Annotated in this window: 24 protein-coding genes, 2 tRNA genes and 1 pseudogene; 2 read left to right on the top strand and 25 right to left on the bottom strand. The window is 43.1% G+C overall.

The window, feature by feature from the left end:
* Positions 1 to 74: 74 nt before the first annotated feature.
* From HMPREF9625_RS07070 to HMPREF9625_RS07050, 5 genes are all read right to left on the bottom strand, one after another.
* Positions 75 to 758: a tetratricopeptide repeat protein gene (locus tag HMPREF9625_RS07070; protein WP_009534016.1), complete on the bottom strand. Its 684-nt coding sequence runs from the start codon at positions 756 to 758 to the stop codon at positions 75 to 77.
* Positions 759 to 797: 39 nt separating this feature from the next.
* The gene (locus tag HMPREF9625_RS07065; protein ID WP_009534015.1) at positions 798 to 1,235 is read right to left on the bottom strand and encodes a dUTP diphosphatase; all 438 of its coding nucleotides are present in this window, start codon (positions 1,233 to 1,235) and stop codon (positions 798 to 800) included.
* Between the two features lie 364 nt (positions 1,236 to 1,599).
* Positions 1,600 to 2,439, bottom strand: coding sequence for an SMC-Scp complex subunit ScpB (gene scpB, locus HMPREF9625_RS07060; RefSeq protein ID WP_009534014.1), 840 nt, complete (start codon positions 2,437 to 2,439; stop codon positions 1,600 to 1,602).
* 73 nt (positions 2,440 to 2,512) lie between these two features.
* Positions 2,513 to 3,319 carry a segregation and condensation protein A gene (locus HMPREF9625_RS07055; protein ID WP_009534013.1) on the bottom strand — a complete coding sequence of 269 codons (807 nt, stop codon included), beginning with the start codon at positions 3,317 to 3,319 and terminating at the stop codon, positions 2,513 to 2,515.
* A 44-nt stretch (positions 3,320 to 3,363) separates the two neighbouring features.
* Positions 3,364 to 4,353 (bottom strand): metallophosphoesterase, encoded by a 990-nt coding sequence (locus tag HMPREF9625_RS07050; protein WP_009534012.1) that lies wholly within the window; start codon positions 4,351 to 4,353, stop codon positions 3,364 to 3,366.
* A 93-nt stretch (positions 4,354 to 4,446) separates the two neighbouring features.
* Here HMPREF9625_RS07050 and HMPREF9625_RS07045 point away from each other — a divergent pair, with 93 nt between their 5' ends.
* The gene (locus HMPREF9625_RS07045; protein WP_009534011.1) at positions 4,447 to 4,644 is read left to right on the top strand and encodes a helix-turn-helix domain-containing protein; all 198 of its coding nucleotides are present in this window, start codon (positions 4,447 to 4,449) and stop codon (positions 4,642 to 4,644) included.
* Between the two features lie 115 nt (positions 4,645 to 4,759).
* On the opposite strand, the gene ftsH is transcribed toward HMPREF9625_RS07045, so the two are convergent.
* The gene (ftsH, locus tag HMPREF9625_RS07040; protein ID WP_009534010.1) at positions 4,760 to 6,895 is read right to left on the bottom strand and encodes an ATP-dependent zinc metalloprotease FtsH; all 2,136 of its coding nucleotides are present in this window, start codon (positions 6,893 to 6,895) and stop codon (positions 4,760 to 4,762) included.
* A gap of 261 nt (positions 6,896 to 7,156) precedes the next feature.
* On the bottom strand, positions 7,157 to 8,251 hold the full coding sequence (gene leuB, locus HMPREF9625_RS07035; RefSeq protein ID WP_009534009.1) for a 3-isopropylmalate dehydrogenase: 1,095 nt from the start codon (positions 8,249 to 8,251) through the stop codon (positions 7,157 to 7,159).
* Positions 8,252 to 8,556: 305 nt separating this feature from the next.
* Here leuB and uvrB point away from each other — a divergent pair, with 305 nt between their 5' ends.
* Positions 8,557 to 10,539 (top strand): excinuclease ABC subunit UvrB, encoded by a 1,983-nt coding sequence (gene uvrB, locus HMPREF9625_RS07030; protein ID WP_009534008.1) that lies wholly within the window; start codon positions 8,557 to 8,559, stop codon positions 10,537 to 10,539.
* A 17-nt stretch (positions 10,540 to 10,556) separates the two neighbouring features.
* Here the strand turns inward: uvrB and HMPREF9625_RS07025 are convergent, their stop codons facing one another.
* The 18 genes and pseudogenes from HMPREF9625_RS07025 to HMPREF9625_RS06945 all read right to left on the bottom strand — a co-directional run bounded on the left by HMPREF9625_RS07025 (position 10,557) and on the right by HMPREF9625_RS06945 (position 26,338).
* The gene (locus HMPREF9625_RS07025) at positions 10,557 to 11,411 is read right to left on the bottom strand and encodes a MurR/RpiR family transcriptional regulator (RefSeq protein WP_009534007.1); all 855 of its coding nucleotides are present in this window, start codon (positions 11,409 to 11,411) and stop codon (positions 10,557 to 10,559) included.
* A 158-nt stretch (positions 11,412 to 11,569) separates the two neighbouring features.
* Complete coding sequence (locus HMPREF9625_RS07020; protein ID WP_009534006.1) at positions 11,570 to 12,142, bottom strand: DUF5662 family protein; 573 nt, start codon at positions 12,140 to 12,142, stop codon at positions 11,570 to 11,572.
* A gap of 42 nt (positions 12,143 to 12,184) precedes the next feature.
* On the bottom strand, positions 12,185 to 12,964 hold the full coding sequence (locus tag HMPREF9625_RS07015) for a phosphatase PAP2 family protein (RefSeq protein ID WP_009534005.1): 780 nt from the start codon (positions 12,962 to 12,964) through the stop codon (positions 12,185 to 12,187).
* A gap of 91 nt (positions 12,965 to 13,055) precedes the next feature.
* Positions 13,056 to 13,129 (bottom strand) — tRNA-Met (locus HMPREF9625_RS07010).
* 79 nt (positions 13,130 to 13,208) lie between these two features.
* Positions 13,209 to 13,281, bottom strand: a tRNA-Val gene (locus HMPREF9625_RS07005).
* 185 nt (positions 13,282 to 13,466) lie between these two features.
* On the bottom strand, positions 13,467 to 14,093 hold the full coding sequence (locus HMPREF9625_RS07000; protein WP_009534004.1) for a TlpA family protein disulfide reductase: 627 nt from the start codon (positions 14,091 to 14,093) through the stop codon (positions 13,467 to 13,469).
* Positions 14,094 to 14,250: 157 nt separating this feature from the next.
* Positions 14,251 to 15,501 (bottom strand): type I 3-dehydroquinate dehydratase, encoded by a 1,251-nt coding sequence (gene aroD / locus HMPREF9625_RS06995; protein WP_009534003.1) that lies wholly within the window; start codon positions 15,499 to 15,501, stop codon positions 14,251 to 14,253.
* Between the two features lie 15 nt (positions 15,502 to 15,516).
* Positions 15,517 to 16,047 carry a YqeG family HAD IIIA-type phosphatase gene (locus HMPREF9625_RS06990; RefSeq protein ID WP_009534002.1) on the bottom strand — a complete coding sequence of 177 codons (531 nt, stop codon included), beginning with the start codon at positions 16,045 to 16,047 and terminating at the stop codon, positions 15,517 to 15,519.
* Positions 16,044 to 16,520, bottom strand: coding sequence for a transcriptional regulator NrdR (nrdR, locus tag HMPREF9625_RS06985; RefSeq protein ID WP_009534001.1), 477 nt, complete (start codon positions 16,518 to 16,520; stop codon positions 16,044 to 16,046). The genes HMPREF9625_RS06990 and nrdR overlap by 4 nt, the downstream gene beginning before the upstream one ends.
* Entirely contained in the window at positions 16,517 to 17,668 is a 1,152-nt protein-coding gene (locus tag HMPREF9625_RS06980) for a hypothetical protein (RefSeq protein ID WP_009534000.1), read from the bottom strand. The genes nrdR and HMPREF9625_RS06980 overlap by 4 nt, the downstream gene beginning before the upstream one ends.
* 189 nt (positions 17,669 to 17,857) lie before the next feature.
* Positions 17,858 to 18,757 carry a MetQ/NlpA family ABC transporter substrate-binding protein gene (locus tag HMPREF9625_RS06975; protein WP_009533999.1) on the bottom strand — a complete coding sequence of 300 codons (900 nt, stop codon included), beginning with the start codon at positions 18,755 to 18,757 and terminating at the stop codon, positions 17,858 to 17,860.
* A gap of 225 nt (positions 18,758 to 18,982) precedes the next feature.
* Entirely contained in the window at positions 18,983 to 19,648 is a 666-nt protein-coding gene (locus tag HMPREF9625_RS06970; protein WP_009533998.1) for a methionine ABC transporter permease, read from the bottom strand.
* Positions 19,649 to 19,650: 2 nt separating this feature from the next.
* A complete protein-coding gene (locus HMPREF9625_RS11730) occupies positions 19,651 to 20,043 on the bottom strand; it encodes an NIL domain-containing protein (protein WP_408634645.1) in 393 nt (130 codons plus the stop codon).
* A pseudogene (locus tag HMPREF9625_RS06965) lies at positions 20,025 to 20,799 on the bottom strand (methionine ABC transporter ATP-binding protein); the annotation flags it as partial. The gene HMPREF9625_RS11730 and the pseudogene HMPREF9625_RS06965, both read right to left, overlap by 19 nt.
* A gap of 109 nt (positions 20,800 to 20,908) precedes the next feature.
* Positions 20,909 to 22,291 carry a Sapep family Mn(2+)-dependent dipeptidase gene (locus tag HMPREF9625_RS06960; protein ID WP_009533996.1) on the bottom strand — a complete coding sequence of 461 codons (1,383 nt, stop codon included), beginning with the start codon at positions 22,289 to 22,291 and terminating at the stop codon, positions 20,909 to 20,911.
* Positions 22,292 to 22,440: 149 nt separating this feature from the next.
* A complete protein-coding gene (locus tag HMPREF9625_RS06955) occupies positions 22,441 to 24,033 on the bottom strand; it encodes a peptide chain release factor 3 (RefSeq protein ID WP_009533995.1) in 1,593 nt (530 codons plus the stop codon).
* Positions 24,034 to 24,247: 214 nt separating this feature from the next.
* Positions 24,248 to 25,477, bottom strand: coding sequence for a cell division protein FtsZ (gene ftsZ / locus HMPREF9625_RS06950; RefSeq protein ID WP_009533994.1), 1,230 nt, complete (start codon positions 25,475 to 25,477; stop codon positions 24,248 to 24,250).
* Between the two features lie 135 nt (positions 25,478 to 25,612).
* On the bottom strand, positions 25,613 to 26,338 hold the full coding sequence (locus HMPREF9625_RS06945; protein WP_009533993.1) for a cell division protein FtsQ/DivIB: 726 nt from the start codon (positions 26,336 to 26,338) through the stop codon (positions 25,613 to 25,615).
* Between the last annotated feature and the right edge of the window lie 2 nt (positions 26,339 to 26,340).

The following is a 26,340-nucleotide window of genomic DNA, read 5'->3' as shown; positions in this document are numbered from 1 at the left end:
ATTCCTTTTTCAAGTTTCTTAATACCGGCTCTTTTCCCATCCGCCTTCTGTTTTTGCATGTTACTCTTCTCCTATTAATCCCATGGAGATGGTGCAGGTTTCTTGACTCTGTTTTTTCGAACATACTTATGGTGTCGCTTTCCTGTTCTTTGCTCTGTAGCGGAAAGCAAAGGATTTGCTCCAAGAGCCTTTACTCGGTTCTCCAAAAATGTCAACTCTCTGGCCGCCTCCGTATCCTCAGGATAACGATTGCAATACTGCGAAAAAGAATCATAGGCTTTCTGCCATTCCCCGTTTTTTTCTAGGTAAACCGCTTCATTATACTCCAATTCCCGATCTGCTGTCAGCCCTTTTTCTTTTGCTTCATCCAAAGCGCTTCTTGCCGATTCCAAGTCATTTTCATTTAAAGCATTTCCCGCAGATACAATCAGCTTCTTTGCGGAAATCAGATTCTGCAATTTTTCATAACTTTTTCCGGAAAGCGTCCCGAGATTTTTCAGATTCTCTTCGGCTTCATTCAGCTTCCCCAGTTGAATCTCCGCTTCCACCTTGTAAGCCAAAATATCATACTGTAAAGTTCCTACTCTTCCCTTACTCTTTTCCAAAGCGAGGTCAAAATTCTCCAAGGCCTTTTCCGCTTCTCCCTTTTCCAATGCAGTAATGCCCTCCATTCGATAGGCCTTCACTTCATTTTTGCAGGCAAACAGATTTAAGCTCAGTCCCATGGTCAGTAGCGCAAAATAAATTTTTTTCTTCATTATTCTTCCTTTCTACTCTTTGCAAGATCAGTTCAGGAGTTATGCCTTTCCCGTTGTACCAAAACCTCCACGATTGTCATTTCCCAAATGCTCTACCTCTACAAAATTCACCACCGGTTGGTGCTGCATAATACGAAATTGGCCTATACGATCGTTCACATGAATTTCCGTGTCACGCATGGCAAGAATCGGCATATGGATAATATCATTGTCTCCACAAAACGACTCATCAACCACACCCATAGCGTTCGTTTGGATAATTCCAAAATTCTTAAATGCGGAACTTCTTGGTAAAATCCACATCTCATATCCCTTCGGAAGCTCTATGGAAATCCCCATGCTAATAAGACGGAATTCTCCGGCCTTCATGCTTACTTCCTCTGCAACACGTAGATCAATCCAATCACTTTTTCCGTCAATATAACGTAATTTCTCCAATTCTTTTACATGGTATTTAATCTTTATCTTTTCTTCCATTTCCATACTCCCCTTATCCAGGAATTTCTTTGTCTTCCAACTTCTTCCCTATATTGTCTTCTACGGCAGATTCTATTCCGATACGGATTCGTTTCAAGCGGTACGACTTCCCGCCACTCCGCTTCACTTCCAACTTGCTCCATTGCTTCCATTACCGCTTCATATTCAGCTTGCTCCGCTGCGTCCGCTTCCGCTTCATCTTTCTCTATTGCTTCCGCTTGATCTATTGCTTCCGCTTCATATTCAGCTTCGACTTGCTCTTTTGCTTCATCTTCAGCTTGCTCTTTTGCTTCGACCTTTTCCGATTCCAGTAGATAGGCCTCAATGAATGCATCGCTGTCCTCATCCTCGGAAATGAACCTGCCTAAGTTTCCGGGCTTTCTGCCTTCGCTTCCTCCTTTACTGCCTCCTCGTCTTTTCTATCTTCAATGTCAAAATAATCTTTTGTAAACGGCTCTTCCTTATCAATCCCTTCCCCCTCCGCTTCTTCGTTGTTTACACCAGCTTCTTCGTTGTTTGCGATGGCTTCTTCGTTGTTTACGACAGCTTCTTCACTTTCCTCTTCCGCTTCCAAGCCGAAGCCATCCTTTAATTCCTCTGTTACCTCCTCCCTTAAGAGCTTTTCCACGCCTTCCGGCAGAGCCGGTAAGTCCTTAAGAGAATCCACGCCGAAACGATTTAAAAATTCTTCCGTTGTAGCAAAGAGCATCGGTCTCCCGGGAGCGTCCAGTCTTCCAACCTCTTCTATGAGTCCAAACTCAACCAAGCGATTTACCGCATGATCGGACTTCACGCCACGGATTCGTTCCACTTCCACTTTCGTCACAGGCTGACAATAGGCAATAATGGAAAGTGTCTCCAGAGCCACATCCGAAAGCACCGGTTTCCTTGGACTTTTCACGACTCGAATAAGACCGTCATAGGTTTTCGGATGACTCACCATCTGATAGCGGTCTTCCAATTTCTTAATTAAAAGTCCCCCCTGGCTTTCCTCATATCGTATTCTGAGTCGCTCTGCCGCAAGAAGAGCACCGTCCCTTCCCATATTTAGGCAAATAGCGATTTCCTCTGCAGAAACGGAACGTCCCAAGGAAAAGAGAAGCGCTTCAACAAGGTCTTCCTCTTCCCGTAACCTAATTCTATCCTCTTCTTCAATTTCTTCTTCCAAATCCGGGAGTAAAGAAATCTGTCCTAATTCTTCCAAATAAAGCCTCCTTCGATTTTATTTTCGAAAATACTCCATTCCCCTTTGTGATTCTTAAAATAAAAATATCTCTCTAGTCAAAATCTTCTATTTCTGCCAAATCCAAGTTGTCCGGATCTTCTCCCTCTCGAACCTCTATATCAAGATCCGAAAATGCCCTCTCCTGCGTAAGGCTGATTTTCCCCATTTTCATCAGTTCCAAAATTGCCAGGAAACTGACCACCGTTTCCGTTCGCCCCTTCGTATTCTTTAGCATCTGACGGAAAGAAAAACGTCCATGTTTCTTTGCATACGCAAGCACATCTTTGATTTTTCCTTCCAGGCTGATTTTTTCTCGTTTGATTCTCCCGAAATTGGAGCGCAACTTATCCTTTCTGTCTTCCCTGCGTCGCAAAACTTCCTTCATAGTTTCCCGAAGGCGCAGCAAATCGATACCCTTCAAAAGATACTCCACATCCAAAGGCGGGCTGTAGCGTTCCACCTCTTCCGGAATACTCGCTTCTTTCCTAATACATAAAGGAGCAAACTCTTCCTTCTTCTCTAAAAGCTTACTGATCCTCTTATATTTTTTATATTCCAAAAGACGCTGTACCAGCTCTTCTCGGATATCCGGTTCTTCTTCATCTTCTTCATTCTTCGGAAGGAGCATCTTCGCCTTCATTTCGAGAAGAGTAACTGCCATAATCAAAAAATCGGAGACAATTTCTAAATCCTCTTCCTCCAATTGGTTGATATATTCCAGATACTGTTCCGTAATTTGGACAATGGGAATATCATAGATATCGATCTTATTTTTCTCTATTAAATGCAAGAGGAGGTCCAAAGGCCCCTCAAAAGCATCCAATTTATAAGAAATACTCTTTGCTTTTTCTTCCAGCATGGCTTCCCCCGAATTTTGAAGTCAGATAATTTGACCTGTATATTTTACTCTTTCACAGGACACAAGTCAAAGCAGGAAAGTTCCGGAAAATTATGAATTCGCACATTAATTGTATGCGTTCCAAGTCCCCTACTAATAAAGAAATACTTCTCTCCTCTTTTAAAGAGTCCTCTTGGTTTTCCAACAAAAAAACGAAATTGCGGAGTCATCAGTGCAATAAACGGAATTCCCACGGCACCTCCATGAAAATGCCCGGAAAGAAGCAGGTCCACTCCTAAAGATAAGGCTTCCTCTCTATAAAAAGGACTGTGCAGCATGGCAATACGAAAGACTCCCGTGTTCTTCTCTTCTTTCCCTTTTTTGGAGCTATCTCGGCAGTTTTCCTCTTCCGATATGTAAATTCCTTGTTTAGTCTTCGCTTCGAAATCGGAAGATTCCTGCACACCCTTTGCTTTAGAATCCGCTATAGCACTTTTCCATTTTTCTCTAATTTCTTCCTCCAGCGGCTTCTTCTCCTTAAAATAAAGTGGACGGTAATAAGAAATATCCAAGGGAAAACCGGAAAGGGAAATTCCCTCATCCATAAAAATACCCTTTCCATCGATCAGTGTTACCCCTTCCAAAGCATTTCGAAAAGCTGTTTTTCTACCCTTTAGCTCTTTTTTTGTAAATAATTTCTCCTCATGGTTTCCGAAGGAATAATATACTTTATATTCCTCTTTCAGTTTTTGCAGTAATGCAATTCCTTTTTCCACCTCATCTCGAATATCCGTTTCTTCCGATGAGTGACTGATGGGAAAATCTCCTCCGATCAAAATACAATTCGGCTTTAGAGAACGAATTTTTTTTAGCAAGACAGCATTGTCTACTCCGAATTCTTTTTCATGGAGATCCGTCAAAAAAACAAAGCGAAACTTCTTTTTTATTTTCTTGGAAAATATCAAATATTGTTCCGTTTTAAGTTGATTTCTTTCCCAATGGGAATAGATAAGGCATAGGAAGCCTATAACACAAAAAGTTAATACTATTAACATTTTGCCCCTTTCTACGATTTTTAATTTCTCTATGATAAGCTAATGTCGAAACAGAATACTTCTTGTTATCCAAGGCACAAGGGAGGAAGGGTTATGATTAGTTATGCTCCTTTTTGGAAACTGATGAAGAAGAAAAAAATGAGCCAATACCGCCTTATACGAGAACAAAAACTGTCTGCCAGTCTTCTCAACCGACTGCGAAACAACCAACCGGTATCCACAGAAAGTATCCGACAAATCTGTCTGCTTTTCTCCTGTAATGTATCCGATATTATGGAGTGTGTACTGTGAAAAGGTAATAACAAAGCAATTACTGCAGTATAAAGTAGTGGGACAGTTTTAAAGATAAAAGGTCTGATAGAGATTCCTCCATCGGACCTTTTATCTTTTTTATTTTTCTTCCCTTTTATTCTTCCGTGGATTCGGCTTCCGCAGTGCTTTCTTTTTTCTCTACTTCGATTTTCTCTACTTCGATTTTCTCTACTTCGATTTTCTCTACTTCGATTTTCTCTACTTCGTTTTCCTCTACAGTTGCCTTTTTCTCTACATCCGTTGTCTCTGCAGTTCCTTTTTCCATTACAGACGACCCTGCAAGTTCTTTCTTCCTCTTTTCCTTTACTTCGGAAAGAATCTTCATAAACTCCTTGCCGGTGATGGTCTCCTTTTCAATCAGGAACTCGGCAATCTCATCCAAGGCATAGCGGTTTTCGGAAAGAATCTTTTTGGATTCCTCATAACATTCTTTTAAAATACGGGAAACTTCCTCATCCACTTCTGTCGCCGTATCATCTCCACATTCCAGAACCGCTCTTCCGCCAAGGTACATATTTTCCTGACGTGCCAAGCCCATAAGACCGAACTTCTTGGACATGCCGTACTGCGTCACCATGGCTCTTGCAATCTTTGTTGCCTTTTCGATGTCATTGCTTGCCCCTGTGGTGACAGTCTCAAAAACAAGCTCTTCCGCTGCTCTTCCTGCCAAAAATTCCACAATCATGGCATGCAGTTCCGACTTGGTATTTAAATACTTTTCTTCCTCCGGAACCTGCATTACATATCCCAGGGTACCCATGGTTCTCGGCACAATGGTAATCTTCTGCACCGGCTCGGAATCCTTCTGAATCGCCGCAACAAGAGCATGCCCTACCTCGTGGTAAGAAACGATTCTCCGCTCCTCCTTGGAAAGAATTCTGTCTTTCTTCTCCTTACCGACAAGAACCACTTCTACCGCCTCAAAAAGGTCCTTCTGGCTCACCTTTTCTCTTCCGTGCTTTACTGCGGTGATTGCGGACTCGTTCATCATATTGGCAAGATCTGCACCTACAGCGCCGCTGGTAGCTAAGGCTATTTCATCAAAATTGACCGTTTCGTCGAGCTTTACATCCTTGGCATGAACCTTTAGGATATTCACTCTGCCCTTTAAATCGGGCTTTTCTACAATAATTCTACGGTCAAAACGTCCCGGGCGAAGAAGGGCAGGGTCTAAAATCTCAGGGCGGTTGGTTGCCCCCATAACCATAATTCCTTTTGCCGCATCAAAGCCGTCCATCTCGGAAAGGAGCTGATTCAAGGTCTGCTCTCTCTCATCATTTCCGCCATAGCGGTTATCTCTGCTCTTTCCGATAGCATCAATCTCATCAATAAAGATGATACAGGGCGCAGTCTGGGTTGCCTGCCTGAAAAGATCACGTACACGACTTGCTCCGACACCCACAAACATTTCTACAAAATCCGATCCGGAAATGGAATAAAACGGCACATGTGCCTCTCCCGCAACAGCCTTTGCAAGAAGTGTTTTTCCTGTTCCGGGAGGTCCTACAAGAAGCGCACCCTTTGGTAATTTTGCACCAATGGCGGTATACTTTGTCGGATTATGCAGGAAGTCCACTATCTCTACCAAGCTTTCCTTCGCCTCGTCCTCTCCCGCAACATCCTTAAAGCTGATTCCGGTTTCCTTTTGCATATACATCTTGGCGTTGGATTTTCCAACTCCCATAAGACCGCCGCCGGATCCCCCCACGCGCTTTGCCATCCAGTTCATAAACCAAAAGAGAAGCACAAAGGGCAAAACCACGCTCAGTACAATCTGTAAAATAAAGCCGGAATTGTTCGGTCTTTTCTTAACAATATCCACATTGTGCAGATAGAGTCGTTCAACCAGTTTTTCCGCATCTGCGCCAACCGGAATAACAAAATAAATCCTTCCCTGTCTTTGTCCAAGCCCCGAAAAAAGATCCTCAGTCGCCGAACCGTTCTTCGAAGCAGCATCGCTTTCGGCCGGACCGTCTGCATTTTTTGCATTGTACTTCGGATAGACCGTAATCTGTCCGTCACTCCACTCTACCTTTTCTACAAGGTTCCTATCCACCATGGATAAAAACTGAGTATATGTCAGCTCTTGCGTTGCTCCGTTTCCTGTAAGTCGTTGCGACAAACTGTAAATAAAAAAAGTCACTGTTGCCGCTATTAAAATGATGAGAATCGTCTGCCCCATATTGGAGAAGCCGCCGTTATCCCCATCCTTTAAATCTTTATTGTCCATTTCTTTCTCCTTCAGAACTCGGTTTATCATTTCCCGATTTTCGGCACAAAGAAGACTTCCTTTTTCGCCGAAGAGAAAAAACTTAAATCTGAAAGGAAATCTCATCTGTAATCCATATCTATCATTATACGGAAGGGGCAGGAAACAGGCAAGCTGAATTTCCTCGGCATCCAGGGTCGGTATTTTGTATTCCTTTACTCTTTTACTTGTTTGTTTTAAGCTTTATCCTTTTTCCGTTATTTTTTTATCTTTATATTCACTCTACAATTCCGCACAAACCGCATCTCCCATTTCCGAGCAGGAAAGAAGCTTAAGACCTTCCGCATCTCTTTTAGGGAAAATGTCTTTGGTTCTATATCCTTTAGCAAGCACCTTTTCTACCGCTCTCTCTATCTTCTTTGCGGCTTCTTTCTCCTTCAGAGAATAGCGAAGCAGCATCGCAGCGGATAAAATCGCGGCGATGGGATTCGCAATGTTCCGCCCCGCAATATCCGGCGCAGAGCCTCCACTCGGCTCATAGAGCCCGAAAGCATTTTCTCCCAAAGACGCAGAGGGTAGCATGCCTAGGGATCCCGTGATTTCCGCCATTTCATCGGAAAGAATATCTCCGAACATATTTTCCGTAGCAACTACGGAAAACTTTCCGGGATTACGAACGAGCTGCATCGCCATCGAATCCACAAGAACATGCTCGAGCTTTACATCCTGCTCGTCTTCTCCATATTTTGTAAAAATCTTTCTCCAAAGGCGAGAGCTTTCCAAGACATTTGCCTTATCCACGGAAACCAGCTCTCCCCTTCCTTCCTTTGCAAGGGAAAAGGCAATTTCCGCAATTCGCTCAATTTCGTGTGCACGGTAAATTAATTCGTCACGAGCAACCTCTTCCCCCTTTTCCATGCGAAGAGACTTTTCTCCAAAGTAAAGGCCTCCCGTAAGCTCTCGAATCATCATGATCTCAAAGCCTTCCCCAAGAACCTCTTCCTTTAATGGAGAGGCTGCTCTTAATTCCGAATAAAGCTTTGCGGGGCGAAGATTACAAAAAAGACCAAGTTCCTTTCTAAGTCGAAGCAGTCCTGCCTCAGGGCGTTTTTCTACCGGAAGTTTGTACCAAGGGGAAACGCCTACAATGCCACCGATACTCCCCATTAACACGGCATCACCGGTTTTGCAAGCCTCTAAAGTCTTTTCCGGAAGAGGCTCTCCCACGGCATCAATTGCCGCACCGCCAAAATGCTCCTCTCGAAACGCTAGAGAAAAGTCTTCCTGCTCCGCCACCCTCCTTAAGACTTTTCGGGCTTCTTTCGTAATCTCCGGTCCGATTCCGTCTCCGGCAAGAACTGTAATCTTGTACTGCATAGCTTATCCCCCTTTTTCTCCGGTTTTTCACAGAATGCCTATATAAATGAAAATACAAATACACTTACAAACGAAACCCTTTAACAATCTGCGATTCTTGCAAACCATTGTACATGAGTTTTATTTTTTTTCGTATGCTTTTTTGCTATACTAGCCATGCAATACACTAACGGAATTTTTCGAAAAAGATATAAGTCAGATAGCTGATAGGAATAGAAAAAATACATTGGCAGAAAATGTGAAATACAGAATGCATCGATGGAATCAGCCAAAAAATCTTTGATGTAATACAAAAAGGAGAACCTATGGAATTTAAACTGCATTCGGATTACGCGGCAACCGGTGACCAGCCACAGGCTATTGAAAAACTGGTGCAAGGTCTCAAGGAGGGAAATCAATTTGAAACCCTACTTGGCGTAACCGGCTCCGGAAAAACTTTCACCATGGCAAATGTCATCGAGAAAATCCAAAAGCCGACCTTAATAATTTCCCACAATAAGACTCTGGCTGCACAACTCTACTCGGAAATGAAAGAATTTTTCCCGGAAAACGCAGTGGAATACTTTGTTTCTTACTACGACTACTATCAGCCGGAAGCCTATGTCCCCAGTACGGACACCTATATTGAGAAGGATTCCGATATCAACGAGGAGATTGACAAGCTCAGAAACTCCGCTATGGCAGCCCTTTCCGAAAGAAGAGACGTTGTAGTCGTGGCTTCGGTTTCCTGTATCTACGGCTTGGGTGCGCCTACGGAATACCTGAATATGGCAATCTCCCTTCGTCCGGGACAGCTTCGGGACAGAGATGCTTTACTGCGGAATCTCATTGAAATTCAATATAACAGAAATGACATGGATTTCCGCAGAGGAACCTTCCGCGTAAAGGGGGATACGGTGGATATTTTCCCCGCATCGGAAGGAGAACAGGCGATTCGTGTCATTTTCTTCGGGGACGAGATAGAAGAAATCCAGTTAATTGATGTTTTAACAGGGAAAGCCAAGGCAAAGCTTGAGCACACGATGATTTTCCCGGCAAGCCCCTATGTCATTCCTATGGATAAACTCCGTATCGCCTGCAAGAATATCCTTTCGGAACTGGACGAGCGAGTACAGTATTTTAAAGAAGAAGATAAACTCTTGGAAGCACAGCGAATCTCCGAGCGAACCAACTTTGATGTGGAAATGATTCGAGAGACCGGAGTCTGCTCCGGCATAGAAAACTACACAAGACACTTGAATTTCGCACAGCCCGGAGAACCTCCCTACACCTTGATCGATTATTTTCCCGAGGATTTTCTTATCATCGTGGATGAGAGTCACATCAGTCTTCCGCAGATTCGCGGTATGTATAACGGAAACCTTTCCCGAAAAACCACCCTCGTGGATTACGGTTTCCGTCTTCCCTCCGCCTTGGATAATCGCCCCTTAAATTTCACGGAATTTGAGGGAAAAATCAATCAGATGCTCTTCGTTTCCGCAACTCCCGGAGAGTACGAGGCGGAGCATGAGCTTCTAAGGGCAGAGCAGATCATTCGCCCGACCGGACTTTTAGATCCGGAAATCGAAGTGCGCCCCACCAAAGGACAGATTGATGATCTTCTCATAGAAATTCATAAGGAAACAGACAAAAAGCATAAGGTCCTGATTACGACTCTTACCAAAAAAATGGCAGAGGATCTCACGAAATATCTTCAGGAAAATCAAGTACGTGTAAAATACCTCCACTCCGATATAGACACCTTGGAAAGAGCCGCAATCATTCGGGATATGCGACTGGATAAATTTGATGTTTTGGTTGGAATCAACCTTCTCAGAGAGGGACTGGATATCCCGGAAATCACCTTGGTTGCCATTTTAGATGCGGATAAGGAGGGCTTTCTCCGTTCGGAAACCTCCCTCATCCAGACTGTTGGACGTGCCGCACGAAATGCGGAAGGACACGTTATCATGTACGCGGATACCATCACGGATTCGATGCAGCGCACCATTTCCGAAACCACAAGAAGAAGAAAGCTTCAGATTGAATACAACGAAGCGCACGGTATCACGCCGACCACCATCAAAAAGGCGGTAAGAGACTTGATCGCCATCTCCAGAGTTTTAGAGGATGAAAATAAGGGCATCCAAATGGATATCGAATCCATGTCTAAGATGGAAATCGATAAAATGATTCGTGAGCTTTCCAAAAAAATGCGCGCCTTCGCAGCTGAACTCAACTTCGAAGACGCGGCAAAATGTCGTGATAAAATTGCCGAACTAAGAGAAGCCTTGGAGAAAAACCATTGAGAAAGGCTTCTCTTTCTCTAATTCCTATCGGAAATGGCCTTGCTGGTCTTTTCCAAAATCTGACTGCATTTTTCGAAATGCCGGCGATAATACTCCGTATACATGATATCCACGAGGAATAGCTGGCTGATTTCCGCAGAAGTCGATCCCTTCTGCAGTGAGCCGACATTTGCACCGCATAAGAGCGAAATATCCGTATATTCGGTAAGAGCCGACTTCTGAAAACGAGTGATGGCAATGACGGTTGCACCACTCTTTTTCGCAAGCCTTGCAATCTCTACAATATCCCGTGTCGCACCGGAATAAGAGAAAATCACAGCCACATCACCTTTTTCCATGGTAGCTGCACTCATCAGCTGTTGACTGACCATCTCCGAACAGTAAACCTTCGGCTCAATCCGGTGAAACTTATTCATGGCTTTCATAGCCGTAAGCATCGATGCACCCACACCAAAGAAAAGAACGCGTCTTCCCTTAGACATAGCGTCCATCGCCAAGCTGACTTTGGAAAAATCCAAAAGAGAAAAACTTTCCTGAATCGAGGAAATCGTATCCTGTAAAACCTTGGCAGCCAAATCGGAAATACTGTCCCCCAGTGTAACCTCCCCATTATCCTCTAGTCCTTCCGCCTTTTCTTTTCCACGCATCGAAAGTGAAAGAGTCATCTTGAACTCTTGATAGCCTTTCACATTCATCGTTTTGCAAAAACGGAAAACGGAAGTATCTCCCACGTCGCAGGTCTCTGCCAAGTCGGAGATAGACATAAACAAAACCTTGTTCGGATTTTGCAATATAAAATCAGCCACTCTTCGTTCGGCCTTCGTGAATTGATTGTAAGAAGAGCGTATTCTGGTCAAAAAATCTTCTTGCATAAAGGTGCTTTCCTCCAATGCTTTTTTCTTTTACATTGTATTTCATTATAGCAATAAGGAAATGATTTTCAAAGGGTATTTCTCTTTGAAAATCTCATTTTTTCTTTGATTTTTTCACTTAAAAAGCTTTCCTTAAAAAGATGCAAAATTTTCATGGATTAGAAAAAATCTTTTTCTTTTCTTCTCCTTTTTATTTCTTTTCGAAGGTAGGATAAGGCCTCCTCCTCTCCCTTATCTCTTAAAAGGCGGAGCAGAAATTCGAGTTCCTCCCTTGTTTTCTCATGAATGAGAGGAGTTCCAATCATTTTTTCATAGTAGATATAAGGGCTTGCATCCGTATACTTTTCCCCTTGATAATTCTTAGATGCCGCAATCCGGTCGCAAAACATCTCTGCCACATAGCGGTAAGGCATGCGACAGCCAATCATCCTATGCACATTTTCCAAATCATAGTCACACCAATACTCAAAGTGATGTTTATTCCTTCCCTTGTGGTGCAACCAAGCCTCCGATGTCCCGGTCTTGATTCTCTCTACACCGTTCGGACTCTTATAACCTCTATAGTAACGAATCCCCGTACGAAACTCCGTAAAGCTGTACTTTGACAAGTCATGCAAGAGCCCTTGCTTGTATAAGCCTATCGCAAAGCAATAGCGCATAACCAGAAGCTTATGTTTTGTAATCGTCTTAAAATGTCCGACGGCATTCTTCCAAAAATTTTCTTTCTCCATCTTTTTCGTATCTCTTTTTCTTTAGCAAATAAATCCGTTTCTTTATCTAATTGTATTTGTCTCTTTCCCTTCGCTTTTCTTCTCCCAATACTCTCCTAGGGCAAAGCTCGGATAACCATAGACAAAGCCGTAAGTAATAAAGCAAAGAAGAATAGCTCCACCTACATCCAAAACGGAATGTTGCTTGAGAACCAAGGTTGCTATGCAGATAAATATACAGAGAAAACAGGAAAAATAGCGAACAAACTTCCCATATCTTGCAGCACGAAGCTCCTTACTTTTTAATAACGCGATATGCATGCACAAAGAGTTGTAGGCATGAATACTGGGAAAGACATTGGTCGGAGTATCCACTCGATACAGATTCTTTACCATAATCATGAAAATGTTTTTCTCGCTTAAGTATGCCGGACGGAAATCTGTACCATTGGGATAAATCTCGCAAATAACAAGACTCGCTATCATCCCGATGAAAAGAAAGAGGCTGACCTTATAAAAATCCTCCTTATTCGTAAACATAAAGTAGACCAGTCCCGCAAAAATATAAATAAACCAAAGAAAATACGGTACAATAAACCATTCGCAAAAAGGAATCAGGTCATCCATATGCGTATGCATGATGTGGTAGCCGGTACTGACTGTAATTCGACTTTCCAATGACTTAAACCAAATAGGATAAATAATGCCTATCCACAGTACATTTCCATAGCGATAGCGATATAAAATCTCTAAAAAACTCTTCCATCGCGGATGTTTTTCTGCATAGCAATACAGCTTACTCCCTCGATATTTCTGATATAAACTATTCCAAAATTTTCCCATTCTTTCTTTATTCTTGTTTCCCCACACACCTACATATTGAAAAAAAGGAGTTGAAACACATCTTCTAAAGAATGTTCCAACTCCTCGACTCTAGCGAGAGGGGGACTTGAACCCTCGACACCACGGGTATGAACCGTGTGCTCTAGCCAGCTGAGCTATCTCGCCTTAAACAGTTCACCTTGCAGGTACTGTTTAAAAAAATTCCGACCCAGGCTGCGTATAAAACGCAGACCGGACCGAATACTGGGGCCTACAGGGCTCGAACCTGTGACCCTCTGCTTGTAAGGCAGATGCTCTCCCAGCTGAGCTAAGACCCCGTAGTCACCTCTTAGGCGACCAGTAAATGATACTAAAACGAATAGACTTTGTCAACAATTAATTTTGTCTTTATTTAGCTCTTTATATAGCTCTTTATTTTGTATCAAAAACTCATTTTTTCTTATCTGAAATCTCGTTTTTTGTTTTCATACTTTTTTCGCTATCCCCTAGCCCAATATCTTTATCAGGATAAGGATGCAAGATAACCTTCCACAAAGGACTTATACTTTGATACCTGTGCTCCCACAATCGGCTTACCCACGATTTTTCCTTCTTTATTGATGAAGTAGGTTGTCGGAACTCCCACTACATTCGAAAGGAGATCTGAAAAATCCGAGTTCGGAATAATGTTTTGGAAGTCCGCACCGGTCTTTTCCAAAATGGTTTTCGCTGTATCAATCTGTTGCTCATCCGTCTCTCCGGCAATATCCGCTACCAAACCGATAATTTGCACATTATCCGGCATTTCCTTTGCCCATGCGCCAAGCTCGGGCATCTCATTAATGCAGGGGCCGCAGAAGGTTCCCCAAACATTTAAAATCGTCAAATCCTTATCAGCAAAAATCGAATCATCGACATCTTCTTTGTTGAGGTTTTTTGTCTTAAAGCTGAGCTTCTCTTCCGAAACAGCATAAGCATTGTCCTCTGCCGCCTTTTCGGAAGCTACCGCAGTACTTCCCTCTTCTTTCACTGAATCGCTCTGTGCCGTTGTTTCTACAGCACTTCCGCTATTTCCGGAATTTCCGCAGGCACTAAGAACAGTTACACCGGCAAGCACTACCGGAAGAATCCATTTTTTAAATTGCAACATAATTTTCCTTTCTTTCTCTGTATTTCTACATTGATTCCTATTATTAATTCTTTCCAAGAACTCAGAATACACTATGACTAGCTATTTCTTCAAGATTCAATTTTTAACTTTCTTTTACAAAATACTCTGCTTCCTTCCATCTATTTCTATTTAATTTCTAAACTTGCGCCGGGAAAAAGGCATTTTCCAGAAGTACAGACTGAAGTTCCGTAAGGCATTCGGAAATACTTTTTCCGTCCCCCTCGAGAATGTAATCCGCTGTTTCCTCATAGAAAGCGCTACGTCTTTCCATCATTTCCGTAATATCTGTCAGATTCATTTTATCTTGTAAAAGCGGTCGCAGATTTTTAGTACCGGATAGACGTTGCAAAACCGTTTCCGGACTTACCTTAAGATAAACACAGAAAAAATAGTTCTTTAAAAAGTTTCTGTTCTCCTCTTTCAACACGATACCGCCGCCCGGTGACAGAATCATTTCTCTTCCGGACATCTTCTTAAGGACTCTGCTTTCTTCACGTCGAAAACTTTCCTCTCCGAATTTTTGAAAATATTCTTTTATAGACATGGAAAATTCCTGCTCTAGGACTGCATCCGTCTCAAAGTAGGGCAGGTCTCCCATTACAGCCAACTGTCCTGCAAGAGTCGATTTCCCGCTTCCCATAAAGCCCAGTAAGGCAATTCCTTTTCGTGCGGAAAGTGCTCGATGAAGCTTTAGATACTCTTCTATTTTCCACTGTCCCGGTGCGGACTCTCCGAAAATCTGCACAAAACTGTGTGAGGAGCCGGACAAGTCACCGCACAAGCGACTGAGTTTTCCCATTTCCCCCATGGAGATTGTGATAAGTTCTTTTTTCGGATATTTGTCTCTCCACCTTCTTCCTGCAAAAAGAAGATTTAAAACATCCTCTTGCTTTTTAGGCATGAAAGCCATTTTCACTATATCCGGAGAATAAGAGGAAAGCCTCTCCAGGATAGCCTCACACTCTTTTAAGTCCGGTGTTCTATGAAAGTCGTGGTAAGAGGCAATGACTTTTCCTCCAAGTCTCTTTACCATGGCAATACATTCTTTCCAGGATTCACGCCCGGAAATCCCGCACTCTACTTCAAGGTCAATATAGTCCGGTATACCGCTTTCCATCGCCAGTATATTTTCCTGAAAATAGCTTTTTCCAAAGGGATAGAATCCCCCCTGACGATTGGTACGAATTGTGAAAATCAGCTTTTTCTCTCCTATCAGATTTCTTACTCCTTGTAAAAAATCAGCGAGTTTCTCGACTCTCTTTTCCAAAAAGTCATAGCGAAGCTCTACTGCGTAGAGATATGGAAAATATTGATCCTCTCTAAGCTTTTTCAGGATATCCAGGCACTCCTTCTCCGTCTTACCCTGTATTGGTACAATCATACCCATTTGTTTCCCTCTCCTTTAGGGTTCATTTTTCCAAAGCGCATTTTTTCTTTTATATAAGAACAAAAAGGGCTTTTCCAGCATTCTCTTTAAAACAATATGAAAATACTTCTCCCTTCCCATTGGACGAACCAAAACTGTAGGAATTCCTGCTCGGTTTCCTCCAAGTATATCCGTAAAAATCTGGTCTCCGAAAAAGAGACATTTTTTCCTATCCGTATCCAGTGTTTCCGCCGCATCAAGATAAGCCTTGGCAGAAGGCTTCCCTGCATGTTCGCGGTAGTACATCGCCCCTACCTTGGAGGCAAACTGCTCCACTCTTTCTTTTCCGTTATTCGATAATATCGCTGTTTTAAATCCAATCTCCCTAAGCCTTTCGAAAAAAGCTTTAGTCTCTTCTTCTGCGGGAGCGTCATGCAAAACCAAAGTATTGTCAATGTCAAAAAAAAGCGCACGGTAGCCCTTCTCATATAGCTTTTGAAAATCCAAGTCGTAGACTGATGCTATAGAGTAGCTTGGATAGAAGGAGGATCCGTTTCTTTTCTTCATCCCTTTCCTTCTCCCTTCCCATGCGTTTTTAGGAGTTTCCCGATTTCTTCCATGAAGGTATTGATATCTTTAAACTCTCTATAGACGGAAGCAAAACGAACATAAGCAACCTGATCCAGGCTCTTTAGGCGTTCCATAACCATTTCCCCGATTTCTTCCGTACTGACTTCCTTGCTGTCATGCTTAAAAATATGGTTTTCTATATCGTCCACAAGCTCTGCTATCTGCTGCGGTGAAATGGGGCGTTTATGACAGGATCGTAAAACACCGCCCTCCAGCTTAGCTCGATCATATGGAACACGGCTTTGGTCTTTTTTTACCACCATAAAGGGAAGGGTTTCCGTCTTTTCGAAGGTTGTAAAGCGCTTTCCGCAGACCTCACATTGTCTGCGTCTTCGAATAGCGGTATTTTCATCTGCAGGTCTTGAGTCAATTACGCGGGTGTCTTCCGCATTACAAAATGGACACTTCATGATTCCTCCTTGTAGTCTGTATATCGCTTTCTGGCTTCTTCAAAGCTCAACTTTTCGCTTTTTTCTTCTTCTGCCGCATCCTCAACGGAATTGGATTCCGTAGTATCTTCCTTTTTCACAGTACGTTCCTCTACCGTTTGTACTGCAACTCCTTCTAGCTTTGATTCCGGATTTTTCTCTATCGCTTCTTTAGTCGTTTCAATATCGCTTTCCTCTATCTTTGCTTCGGCATCTTCCTCTATCCCCTTCTCAGAGACTTCCGCTACGATGCTCTCATTTTGTGTGTCATCTCCTTCTCTCTCTTCGCTGCTAAACGATGCCACAAAGGCCTTTGCCGTTTCTGCCGCTTTCTTCTCCTTATTTACAATTTGCTGATAAAAGCCGGCCTGTACAAGAATAAAGCAGGGAGTCAGATAAAAGTAGAGGAATATGCCCAGTAAAATTCCCGGAAGAATGCTGTCATCTAAACTAAAGCTCCACATGGAAGCCAAAATGTTCATTATTACTCTAATTCCCATAAAGTACAATAAATGTCGAATAAAGCGGTGCTTTTCATGACGCATCATTTTGATACTTTTCTTCATAGCTGCACCAAGAGTTCTTGCTTTCTTTTCCAGAATAAGAAAAGGGGTACATAAAAAGAACAGTAAGAAAAGCGAGATAAAAATATTAAAAATGATTTCTTCCACAAAATTCAAAATCGGATCAGCTGATTTAAAAAAGAAATAAAACAAAAACGTAAAGAGCCATGGGAAAAAAGCATAGAAAATGCTGTATACCAAAAGCTGCACCTGCATCGGAAAAATCTTCGGCTGCAAAGTATAAAAAACGTCAAATGGAGATATCTTTTCTCCCCGCACCAACTTTAATGCCATATAGATAAAGGAAAAAGAGCTCACAATCAGATAGATTACCAAAATAAAAACCAAAAGAGCAAGCATGATTCCCGAGACGGTAAGACCGATTCCTCTCCTTAATCCTTCCGTTTGCGATATCATAGTCGATGCCAAGAAAGGACTAAAGACAAAAGAAAAGCATATTACCACAGCAATATACACGGAGAATTGCAAAAGAATGGCTACCAGCATGGTTGGCCAGTTCTTTCTCCACTTTCCTATGGCAAATCTTCTCAAGTCTTTATCATTCATTTTGTAACTCCTTTAATTCAAAACGCAGTATCTGTTCTCGAAAATCACAATAATCAGTCTAAAAATGAATCAAACAAATAAAAAGGCCTTATAAACATTTTTATAAGAAGAGCCGCAGAAAGCAAAAGGCAGTTCTCTCCCCGTTAACGGGGATCTCTCTCCTTCTATTTCTGCAGCTCCCTGTAGGATTTATTCGATAGGTACTACTCCACCTTCATACTTCTTATTGATAAAATCCTGAATCTCCTTAGAGTGTAAAACTTCTACCAAAGTCTTTGCCCATTCCGCATCCTTATTCTTCTCCGATACGGCAATGATGTTGGCATAGGTCTGTGCCGCTTCGGATTTGGCATCCTCTGTGGCTAAGGCATCGCTCGGCTTATAATTTGCCTGAATAGCGAAGTTCCCGTTCATGCAGGCAAAGTCTACGGAATCTAAAGAACGAGGAATCTGTGCCGCTTCTACTTCATAAATATCCACATTGTGCGGATTCTCTGCGATATCCTGCTTTGTTGCCGTAAGTCCTGCTCCGTCCTTTAACTTAATGATGCCGTTCGCTTCCAAAAGAAGAAGCGCTCTTGCTTCATTTGTTGTATCATTCGGAACCGCAATCTTAGCACCGTCCTGGATAGCTTTCAAATCCTTGGACTTACCTGCATAAATCCCAAACGGCTCATAGTGAATCTTTCCTACGGAAACAACATGAGTATTGTTTTCCTTATTGAAATCCTCAAGGTAGGGAAGATGCTGGAAATAGTTTGCATCAATCTGTCCCTGATCTGTTGCGAGATTCGGCTGAACGTAATCGTTGTACGTTACGATCTCAATCTCCACGCCTTTTTTCTTTAAAGCGTCCTTAGCCGCTTCCAAGATTTCCGCATGCGGGCTCGGAGTCGCACCGATCTTAATCTTCACTGCTTCCCCCTCAGCCTTAGCAGCTTCCGTTGCCTTCTCGGTCTCCGCAGCTTTTTCACTGCCTGCTTCTGTCTCTACCTGAGACTCCGCCTTTGTTTCCGCCTTCTGTCCTCCGCAAGCTGCTAAAGAAGCTACCGCTAAACCAAGGAGCAGCGCTGCTACTCTTTTTTTCATAATTTTCTCCTTTTCTACTTTGAAAACTCTCCTTACTCTATAACGAAAATTTTCTGAAATAATCTGCTGTAAGCCTAAACCACAACAAGTATCTATGCTAAAGAAGGTTTCCCTTCGAATAGCCTTAAGCTATTTTTCCCTCTGCTTTATGCGTACAGTCCAGTATACAAAAATAGTACAGAATCAGAAATATTGCAAATTTTTTCCTGCACTCTTTTTCTTTTCCTAAACTCTTTTTCTCTTATCACTGTACTTTGCAAGCCTCATCCAGAATTCCTGAATAATCTGCACGATAATAATCAGTACTAAAACCGCAATGATCATGATATCCGTCTTGTAACGATAATAACCATAATTCAGCGCAATGGCTCCAAGTCCGCCTCCTCCTACGAATCCCGCCATAGCGGAGTAGGAAAGAATCGAAGTAATGCAGATTGCCGCACCGATAAAGAGACTCGGTTTTGCTTCAGGAAGATAAACCTTTAAGATGATTTGCAGTCTGTTTGCTCCCATCGAACGTGCCGCCTCAATCACACCCGCATCCACTTCCTTTAAGGAAGACTCCACCATTCTGGCAATATAAGGGGCTGCCGCAATAACGAGTGGAGGAATAATGGCATTCGGTCCCAAAGTTGTTTTTACCAAAAATTTTGTTAGAGGTAAAACCATAACCAAAAGAATCAGGAAGGGAATGGTTCGAAAAATGTTGGTGATAAAACCAAGGACTCCATGAACCAGCTTTAAGGGATAAAGTCCTCCATCTTCCGTTACTACCAAAATTACTCCGAGAGGAATTCCGATTAAATAGGAAATCAAGGTGGAAATGCTCACCATATAAAGTGTCGCCACAGTTTCCGTTTGAAATAAGGGGATTAACTCTTTCATACTCATAGCTATGCATGCACCTCCTCAAAAGGAATTCCCCGCTCCTTCATAAATTGGGTAACACGAAGGATATCCTCCATATTTTCGGGAAGTTCAATAACCATCTGTCCAACCGCCATGCCGTCCACCTCCTTGGTATTGGCAAAGAGGATGTTTACCGGGGTATGCAGGGCAAGAATGAGTTCCGAAAGAATCGGATCATGCGCATTTTTACCGTCAAAGGCAATACGGAAGCGTCTTCCGCCTCCGAAGAAAGCTTCTTTCTCTCCTTCACCTAAAATCAGTCTCTTTCCGATTTCCGTCTTAGGAGAACGGAAAATCTCCTTTACCGGGCCATGTTCCGCAATCTTACTGTGGTCGATAATCGCCACCTCATCACAGACAGACTCAATAACACTCATCTGATGGGTGATAATTATAATGGTAACACCCAATTTTTCATTAATCTCTTTCAGAAGAGCAAGAATCTGCTCCGTGGTTTTCGGGTCCAGTGCTGAAGTCGCCTCATCACAGAGCAAGACCTCGGGACTCGTAGCCAGTGCTCTTGCAATCGCAACTCTCTGTTTCTGCCCCCCGGAAAGCTGAGAGGGATAACTTTTTTCTCTTCCCTCAAGACCGACGAGCTTTAAAAGCTCCTTCGCTCTCTCGATTCTTTTCTTTTTCCGCGCTTTTCCTTGAAGTACAGTTTTTATAATGACTCCTAACGGAGTGGAGCTCAACTTGGAATCGTTAACCTCGCTTTTTGCCCTCTTCTCTTTGTTTTCTTTCTTTTTTTCCTTCCACTCCTTCAATGCCCGGGAAATACAGCCGCTATCGGCAATTTCCAGAGGGAAACAAACATTCCGGAGCAGATTTCTCTGCTCCAGAAGATTAAATTGCTGAAAAATCATGCCCATGTTTTGACGCATGGCAAGAATCTCTTTCTCCTTCATGGTACTCAAACTTTTCCCACGAAAGAATATCTGACCGCTACTCGGTCTTTCCAAATAATTAATACAGCGGACCAGGGTGGACTTTCCGGCTCCGGAAAGTCCGATGATTCCCTGAATCTGCCCTTTTTTAATTTCCAAATGGATGTCTTCCAGAGCTGTAAAGTCCCCGGATCCGGTATGGAATACCTTTCCCAAACCTTGTATTGATATGATATTTTCTTCCATTCTGCTCCTTCAGACAAAAATATTTTGAGTGAAGCCTATTTCTTAAACAATCAAAAAAGTCTCGAATGTGCTTCTCGAAGAAGTTTCCCAAACTTCTATTAAGATATGGTTAACTGCAAAGGGCCAGGATTGACTCCGCATAAATCTCAGCTGCAAGAAGAAGATCTTTTACCTTAATCCATTCGTCTGCACCATGCATGTGTGTATCTACATCCGGAAGAATTGCACCGAAGGCAACTCCGTTTTCTACCTCATGCACATAGGTTCCTCCACCAATGGCAATACACTCTCCCTTTTCTCCGGTAACTTTCTCATAGCAGGAAAGTAAAGCCTTAATGAAATCGGAATCCTTTGGAACGTGGTGGGGCGGAATCATGCCGTTTGTTTCGAAAACAAAGCCCTTGGCTTCACTGGACTTTCTTGCCACATCTTCACAATTTTCCTTATTGCCACAGATGGGAACACGGCTGTCAAAGGTAAAGCTCATTTCCTTATCATCCACTGCAAACAAATCCAAAGTGCAGGTTAAGTCTCCGCTTTCCTCGTCGTTCATCTTGATACCAAGGCCGGAGCCGTCCGTCACACCGTATGGGAAGAGCTTTAAAATGGCTTCAAAAGCTTCTTTATCTTCTGCACTGAGAGAAGGAAGCTTTACAGCAAAAGATAAAGCGGCAAGACCGGCATTCTTTCCAAGATGCGGAGTGGAAGCATGTGCACTTACACCGATTACAGTCACAGTATTGCCGGATCTTTCCAAACGAACACCGCATTCCTTTTCTACAGCATCCTTTGCATGCTTAAATTCTTCTTCGGATAAAGTACTAAATTCCATAACTGCCTTCTGCGGAACGGCATTGACAGCAACACCCGCCTTTAAGGAAAGAAGAGATCCCTTGGCAGTTCTATTCTTTTTCAAAGTACCCTTGATGGCACCCTTTTCAATATTGATAATCGGGAACTCGGCATCCGGAGTAAAGCTCATCTCTCCCGCCTTTTCCTTCTTATAATAGTAAGCAAGATCGGCAGAGCCTGTCTCTTCGTTCGTTCCAAGGATAAGACGAACTCCCTTTTTCAAGGAATATCCCAGTTCTTTTACGGCACGCATAGCGTAAAGCGCACAAAGAATCGGACCTTTATCGTCACTTACACCTCTTCCGTAAACATTTTCTCCCTTGACAAGCGGCTCAAACGGACCGGTTACTTCCCATCCCTCTCCCGCAGGAACCACATCCAGATGTCCTAAAATATCGAGTGTATGCGGAAGTTCCGGAGAATAATCCACCGTACCCACATAATTTTCCCAGTTCTTTGTATGGAAGCCATAGCCTTCACATATCTTTAAACCCGCTTCCAAAGCTTCCTTCGGGCCATCTCCAAAGGGCACACCTTCTCTAGCCTCTCCCCGAACGGAATCAATCCGAATCAAGGTGAACAAGTCCTTTAAAAACTCATCCTCATGTTCCAACAGCCACTCTTTAATTGTTTTCTCCATCGTTTTTGTCCTTCCTTGTACTGTAAAAATGCTTATATTTGCTTTTCTTCTAACGAAATGATGCACGTTTTTTCGGCAACACCCGTTATAAAACTCTACATTGTAAGATAGGAAAAGATAAAATCTCCTACTACCGTTCCGCAAGAGACTTAATTTCTGGAAAATTCAGTCAAATGCAGGTCCTTATTACGGTCTAATACCATGCCGATGGACCAGGGATGAGCGAAAAGAAGCAGGGGTCTATCCTTTAAGTCCTTTACAAGCTTCATGTCAGAGGTACCGGAAATCTCGCTGACCGCAATCTCGGTATAATTTTCAATCCAGCGGATATGCTCATAGGGAAGCATATCCAAACGTACCTCTACATTGTATTCATTTTTCAGTCTGTAGGTCAAGACCTCAAACTGCAGGCTTCCGACTACACCGACGATGATTTCCTCCATACCGGTATTGTATTCCTGGAAAATCTGAATGGCACCCTCCTGTGCAATCTGGGATACTCCCTTTAAAAACTGCTTTCTTTTCATGGTGTCAATCTGTCTTACCCTTGCAAAATGCTCCGGCGCAAAGGTCGGAATGCCCTCATACGCAAATTTCTTTCCGGAAAGCTCCAGAGTATCACCTATCGAGAAAATCCCCGGATCAAAAATGCCGATGATATCTCCCGCGTAAGCCTTTTCCACAATCTTTCTTTCATCCGCCATCATCTGGGTCGGCTGAGAAAGCTTTACCTTTCTGCCTCCCTGAATATGTGTCACTTCCATTCCCGCATCAAACTCACCGGAGCAGATGCGCATGAAAGCCACTCTATCTCTGTGCTTCGGATCCATATTGGCCTGAATCTTAAAGACGAAGGCGGAAAACTCTTCCTCTACCGGGTCGATAAGTCCTTGGTCTGACATTCTCGGAAGCGGAGACTTCGTCATTTTCAGGAAATGTTGCAAGAAAGTTTCCACACCAAAGTTCGTCAGAGCAGAGCCAAAAAAAACAGGAGTAAGGAGACCGGCATCGACCTTCTCTTCATCAAAGACTTCCGCTGCCCCCTCTAAAAGCTCCAAGTCGTCCTGCAATTTGTCAAAATACTCTTTTCCGATAACCCCTTCTAATTTAGGATCGTCCTTCGAATAGACTTCCTTTTCTACTTCTTTTTTACCGCCGCCTGCAGCATGGAAAAGATCCACTTCTTCCTTTTCTCTGTCAAAAACGCCCTTAAAGTTGTGACCGCAACCGATAGGCCAGTTAATCGGGCAAGTACGGATTCCAAGCACTTCTTCAATCTCATCCAAAAGCTCGTACGGATCTCTTGCCTCACGGTCAAACTTATTGATGAAAGTGAAAATGGGGATATGACGCATCACGCAAACCTTGAAGAGCTTAATCGTCTGCGGCTCCACACCCTTTGCTCCGTCAATAACCATGACCGCACTGTCGGCTGCCATAAGCGTCCTATAGGTATCCTCCGAGAAATCCTGGTGTCCCGGCGTGTCCAGGATATTGATGCATCTTCCGTCATAATTAAACTGTAAAACGGAAGAAGTAACGGAAATCCCTCTCTCCTTCTCAATTTCCATCCAGTCCGAAACCGCATGCTTTGCCGACTTTCTTCCCTTTACGGTTCCCGCAAGGTTTATTGCCCCTCCATAGAGAAGAAATTTCTCCGTCAAGGTCGTTTTACCCGCATCGGGGTGAGAAATAATCGCAAAGGTTCTTCTCTTCTCTATTTCTTCTCTTAAGTTCGCCATCTGTCTCCCACTATCCTCTATTATTCTTAAACTGCATTTTATTAAATAATCTTACTTAAAATAATTTCGACATTTTCTCTTTCTACGGCATAAGCACCCAAACACTTCAAAGCATATGCCTTAATAAGCTAGGAAACGAGGAAAAATACGCCAAGCGAACTTTCCCCGTCTTAAAAAAAGGCTATGCCCCTGGGACATAGCCTGCACTTTAGTTTTATTTTCTACGCAGGAAGTCAGGAATCTCAAGTCCGCCTTCTCTTCCGAGTCTTGCTTTGTTCTGTACATCACGATCTACAGTTTCGCCCGTTCTTAAAGCACCGGAACCCTGTGTTTCAAGAGGAACCTCCAATCTCTCCGTAAGAACCGGGGAAGAAGGTCTCTGATTATTCAGAAAACTGGTTCCGCTCAAGCTCTGTGGCATAGTACCGAAGTTACTGTGTAATCCGAGCTGACTCTTTGTCTCCTGTACAGCCGGCTTCTGCTCAGCAGGCTTTTTCTCTTTGATACCGGTTGCAATAACAGTGATGGAAACTTCATCCTGCGCATCTTCATTGTACATCGCACCGAAGATGATATTTGCATTCTCGCCAACAAGCTCTTCTACATAAGAAGCCGCATCATTCGCTTCAATCAGGCTGATATCTCCGGAAATGTTGATGATAACATCGGTAGCGCCTTCGATGGTGCTCTCCAAAAGCGGAGAAGAAATAGCTGTCTTAACAGCCTCGATTGCCTTATCATCCCCCTTAGCCTTACCGATACCGACATGGGCAACACCCTTGTCCTTCATAACGGCAGAAACATCCGCAAAGTCGAGGTTAATGAGTCCCGGAACATTAATCAAATCCGTGATTCCCTGAACGGACTGCTGCAATACTTCATCCGCCTTCTTCAAGGCCTCCGGAAGAGAAGTCTTCTTCTCTACAATCTCCAGGAGTCTGTCATTCGGAATCACAATCAAGGTATCTACAACACTCTTCAGTGAATCAATACCCGCTAAGGCATTCTTCATTCTCTGCTTTGCTTCAAAACGGAAGGGCTTAGTCACTACACCAACAGTGAGGATTCCCATATCCTTTGCAATTTTAGCAATAACAGGAGCTGCACCCGTACCGGTACCGCCTCCCATACCGCAAGTAACGAAGACCATGTCCGCTCCTTGCAGAGCTGCGGTAATCTCCTCCGCACTCTCCTCAGCCGCCTTGGTTCCGATCTCCGGCTTACCGCCACAGCCCAGTCCCTTGGTCAGCTTCTCCCCAATGGGCATAGAAGTTGATGCCTTACTGGACTGCAAGGCCTGCTTATCTGTATTTACTCCAATAAACTCAACGCCGGCGATTCCCTCATCCACCATACGGTTTACTGCATTATTTCCTGCGCCACCAACACCAACAACTATAATCTTTGCCGCCGCTTCTGACTCGGGAAGCTGGATTTCTATCATGTCTTCCTCCTTCAATCTATCTCTTATTCCGTTTAGGAATTCTATTCACATCTATCCTAACTATACCATTATATGAACTTTAGGCATTTTGTAAAGGGGAAAGAAGGGACAAATTTGTAAAGAAGAAAAGAATTTTTACTTATTTTCCTTGAAAACATAAGCTTCCTTCTCTTTTCTTCCCTGATACCGGCTTAAATCCAATGTTCCTTTTCTTCCCTTCAGAGCCGGAAGAATATCCTTGAGACTCATGAGCTTCTGCTCCATATCTTCATTATCTCCAATGAGAACCTTTATATCTCCTATGTAAAGCGTTGCCGTATAAGAGGAACTGTATTCAATATGATCGCAATCGATTTCTTCCAACCTGAGCGCTGCCCCCAGATTCAGAATATCCTGAAAAATCGCTTTGTTCTCTACCGGAAGCGCCTTATAGAGACTCACCTTGGAAAACTTAAGTCCGGTTATTCGCGGAATCCCGGGAATCTTCTTTTTAGTCGATTCCACCACAATCCCGTCTCCGTCAAAATAAAGATTGCTGGACATATATTCCACATATCCCACCATATTTTTTTCGTAAACAATAATTTCCAAAGCAAAAGGATCCTTCCAGTGGAGCTCATATTTTTCCACAAAAGGAATGGTCTTATGAGGACGAATTTTGTCCTTGATAAAGGCATAGAAGCTGTTATAGTCCAGTTCCTTGGTTAAAATCATCTTCGTAAGCTCTTTTTCCGTATACTGTTTATTCCCCAGAACCGTAATCTTATTTACCCTGGTACTGAAGAGCAAAAGGATAAGTAATAAGAAGAAAAGCAAAATTCCGTAAATGGTAATTTCCTTTCTCCTTCTTCTGTCCGTCATAC

This window comes from Oribacterium parvum ACB1, assembly GCF_000238055.2.
GTDB classification, from domain to species: Bacteria; Bacillota; Clostridia; order Lachnospirales; family Lachnospiraceae; genus Oribacterium; species Oribacterium parvum.
This window is presented reverse-complemented; position numbering and strand designations above follow the sequence as displayed.

Coding starts and splice junctions, on each gene's coding strand:
- HMPREF9625_RS07070 (WP_009534016.1), bottom strand. CDS start 758: ATGAAGAAAAAAATTTATTTTGCGCTACTGACCATGGGACTGAGCTTA.
- HMPREF9625_RS07065 (WP_009534015.1), bottom strand. CDS start 1,235: ATGGAAGAAAAGATAAAGATTAAATACCATGTAAAAGAATTGGAGAAA.
- HMPREF9625_RS07055 (WP_009534013.1), bottom strand. CDS start 3,319: ATGCTGGAAGAAAAAGCAAAGAGTATTTCTTATAAATTGGATGCTTTT.
- HMPREF9625_RS07050 (WP_009534012.1), bottom strand. CDS start 4,353: ATGTTAATAGTATTAACTTTTTGTGTTATAGGCTTCCTATGCCTTATC.
- HMPREF9625_RS07045 (WP_009534011.1), top strand. CDS start 4,447: ATGATTAGTTATGCTCCTTTTTGGAAACTGATGAAGAAGAAAAAAATG.
- ftsH (WP_009534010.1), bottom strand. CDS start 6,895: ATGGACAATAAAGATTTAAAGGATGGGGATAACGGCGGCTTCTCCAAT.
- leuB (WP_009534009.1), bottom strand. CDS start 8,251: ATGCAGTACAAGATTACAGTTCTTGCCGGAGACGGAATCGGACCGGAG.
- uvrB (WP_009534008.1), top strand. CDS start 8,557: ATGGAATTTAAACTGCATTCGGATTACGCGGCAACCGGTGACCAGCCA.
- HMPREF9625_RS07025 (WP_009534007.1), bottom strand. CDS start 11,411: ATGCAAGAAGATTTTTTGACCAGAATACGCTCTTCTTACAATCAATTC.
- HMPREF9625_RS07020 (WP_009534006.1), bottom strand. CDS start 12,142: ATGGAGAAAGAAAATTTTTGGAAGAATGCCGTCGGACATTTTAAGACG.
- HMPREF9625_RS07015 (WP_009534005.1), bottom strand. CDS start 12,964: ATGGGAAAATTTTGGAATAGTTTATATCAGAAATATCGAGGGAGTAAG.
- HMPREF9625_RS07000 (WP_009534004.1), bottom strand. CDS start 14,093: ATGTTGCAATTTAAAAAATGGATTCTTCCGGTAGTGCTTGCCGGTGTA.
- aroD (WP_009534003.1), bottom strand. CDS start 15,501: ATGGGTATGATTGTACCAATACAGGGTAAGACGGAGAAGGAGTGCCTG.
- HMPREF9625_RS06990 (WP_009534002.1), bottom strand. CDS start 16,047: ATGAAGAAAAGAAACGGATCCTCCTTCTATCCAAGCTACTCTATAGCA.
- nrdR (WP_009534001.1), bottom strand. CDS start 16,520: ATGAAGTGTCCATTTTGTAATGCGGAAGACACCCGCGTAATTGACTCA.
- HMPREF9625_RS06980 (WP_009534000.1), bottom strand. CDS start 17,668: ATGAATGATAAAGACTTGAGAAGATTTGCCATAGGAAAGTGGAGAAAG.
- HMPREF9625_RS06975 (WP_009533999.1), bottom strand. CDS start 18,757: ATGAAAAAAAGAGTAGCAGCGCTGCTCCTTGGTTTAGCGGTAGCTTCT.
- HMPREF9625_RS06970 (WP_009533998.1), bottom strand. CDS start 19,648: ATGAGTATGAAAGAGTTAATCCCCTTATTTCAAACGGAAACTGTGGCG.
- HMPREF9625_RS11730 (WP_408634645.1), bottom strand. CDS start 20,043: ATGAGTGTTATTGAGTCTGTCTGTGATGAGGTGGCGATTATCGACCAC.
- HMPREF9625_RS06960 (WP_009533996.1), bottom strand. CDS start 22,291: ATGGAGAAAACAATTAAAGAGTGGCTGTTGGAACATGAGGATGAGTTT.
- HMPREF9625_RS06955 (WP_009533995.1), bottom strand. CDS start 24,033: ATGGCGAACTTAAGAGAAGAAATAGAGAAGAGAAGAACCTTTGCGATT.
- ftsZ (WP_009533994.1), bottom strand. CDS start 25,477: ATGATAGAAATCCAGCTTCCCGAGTCAGAAGCGGCGGCAAAGATTATA.
- HMPREF9625_RS06945 (WP_009533993.1), bottom strand. CDS start 26,338: ATGACGGACAGAAGAAGGAGAAAGGAAATTACCATTTACGGAATTTTG.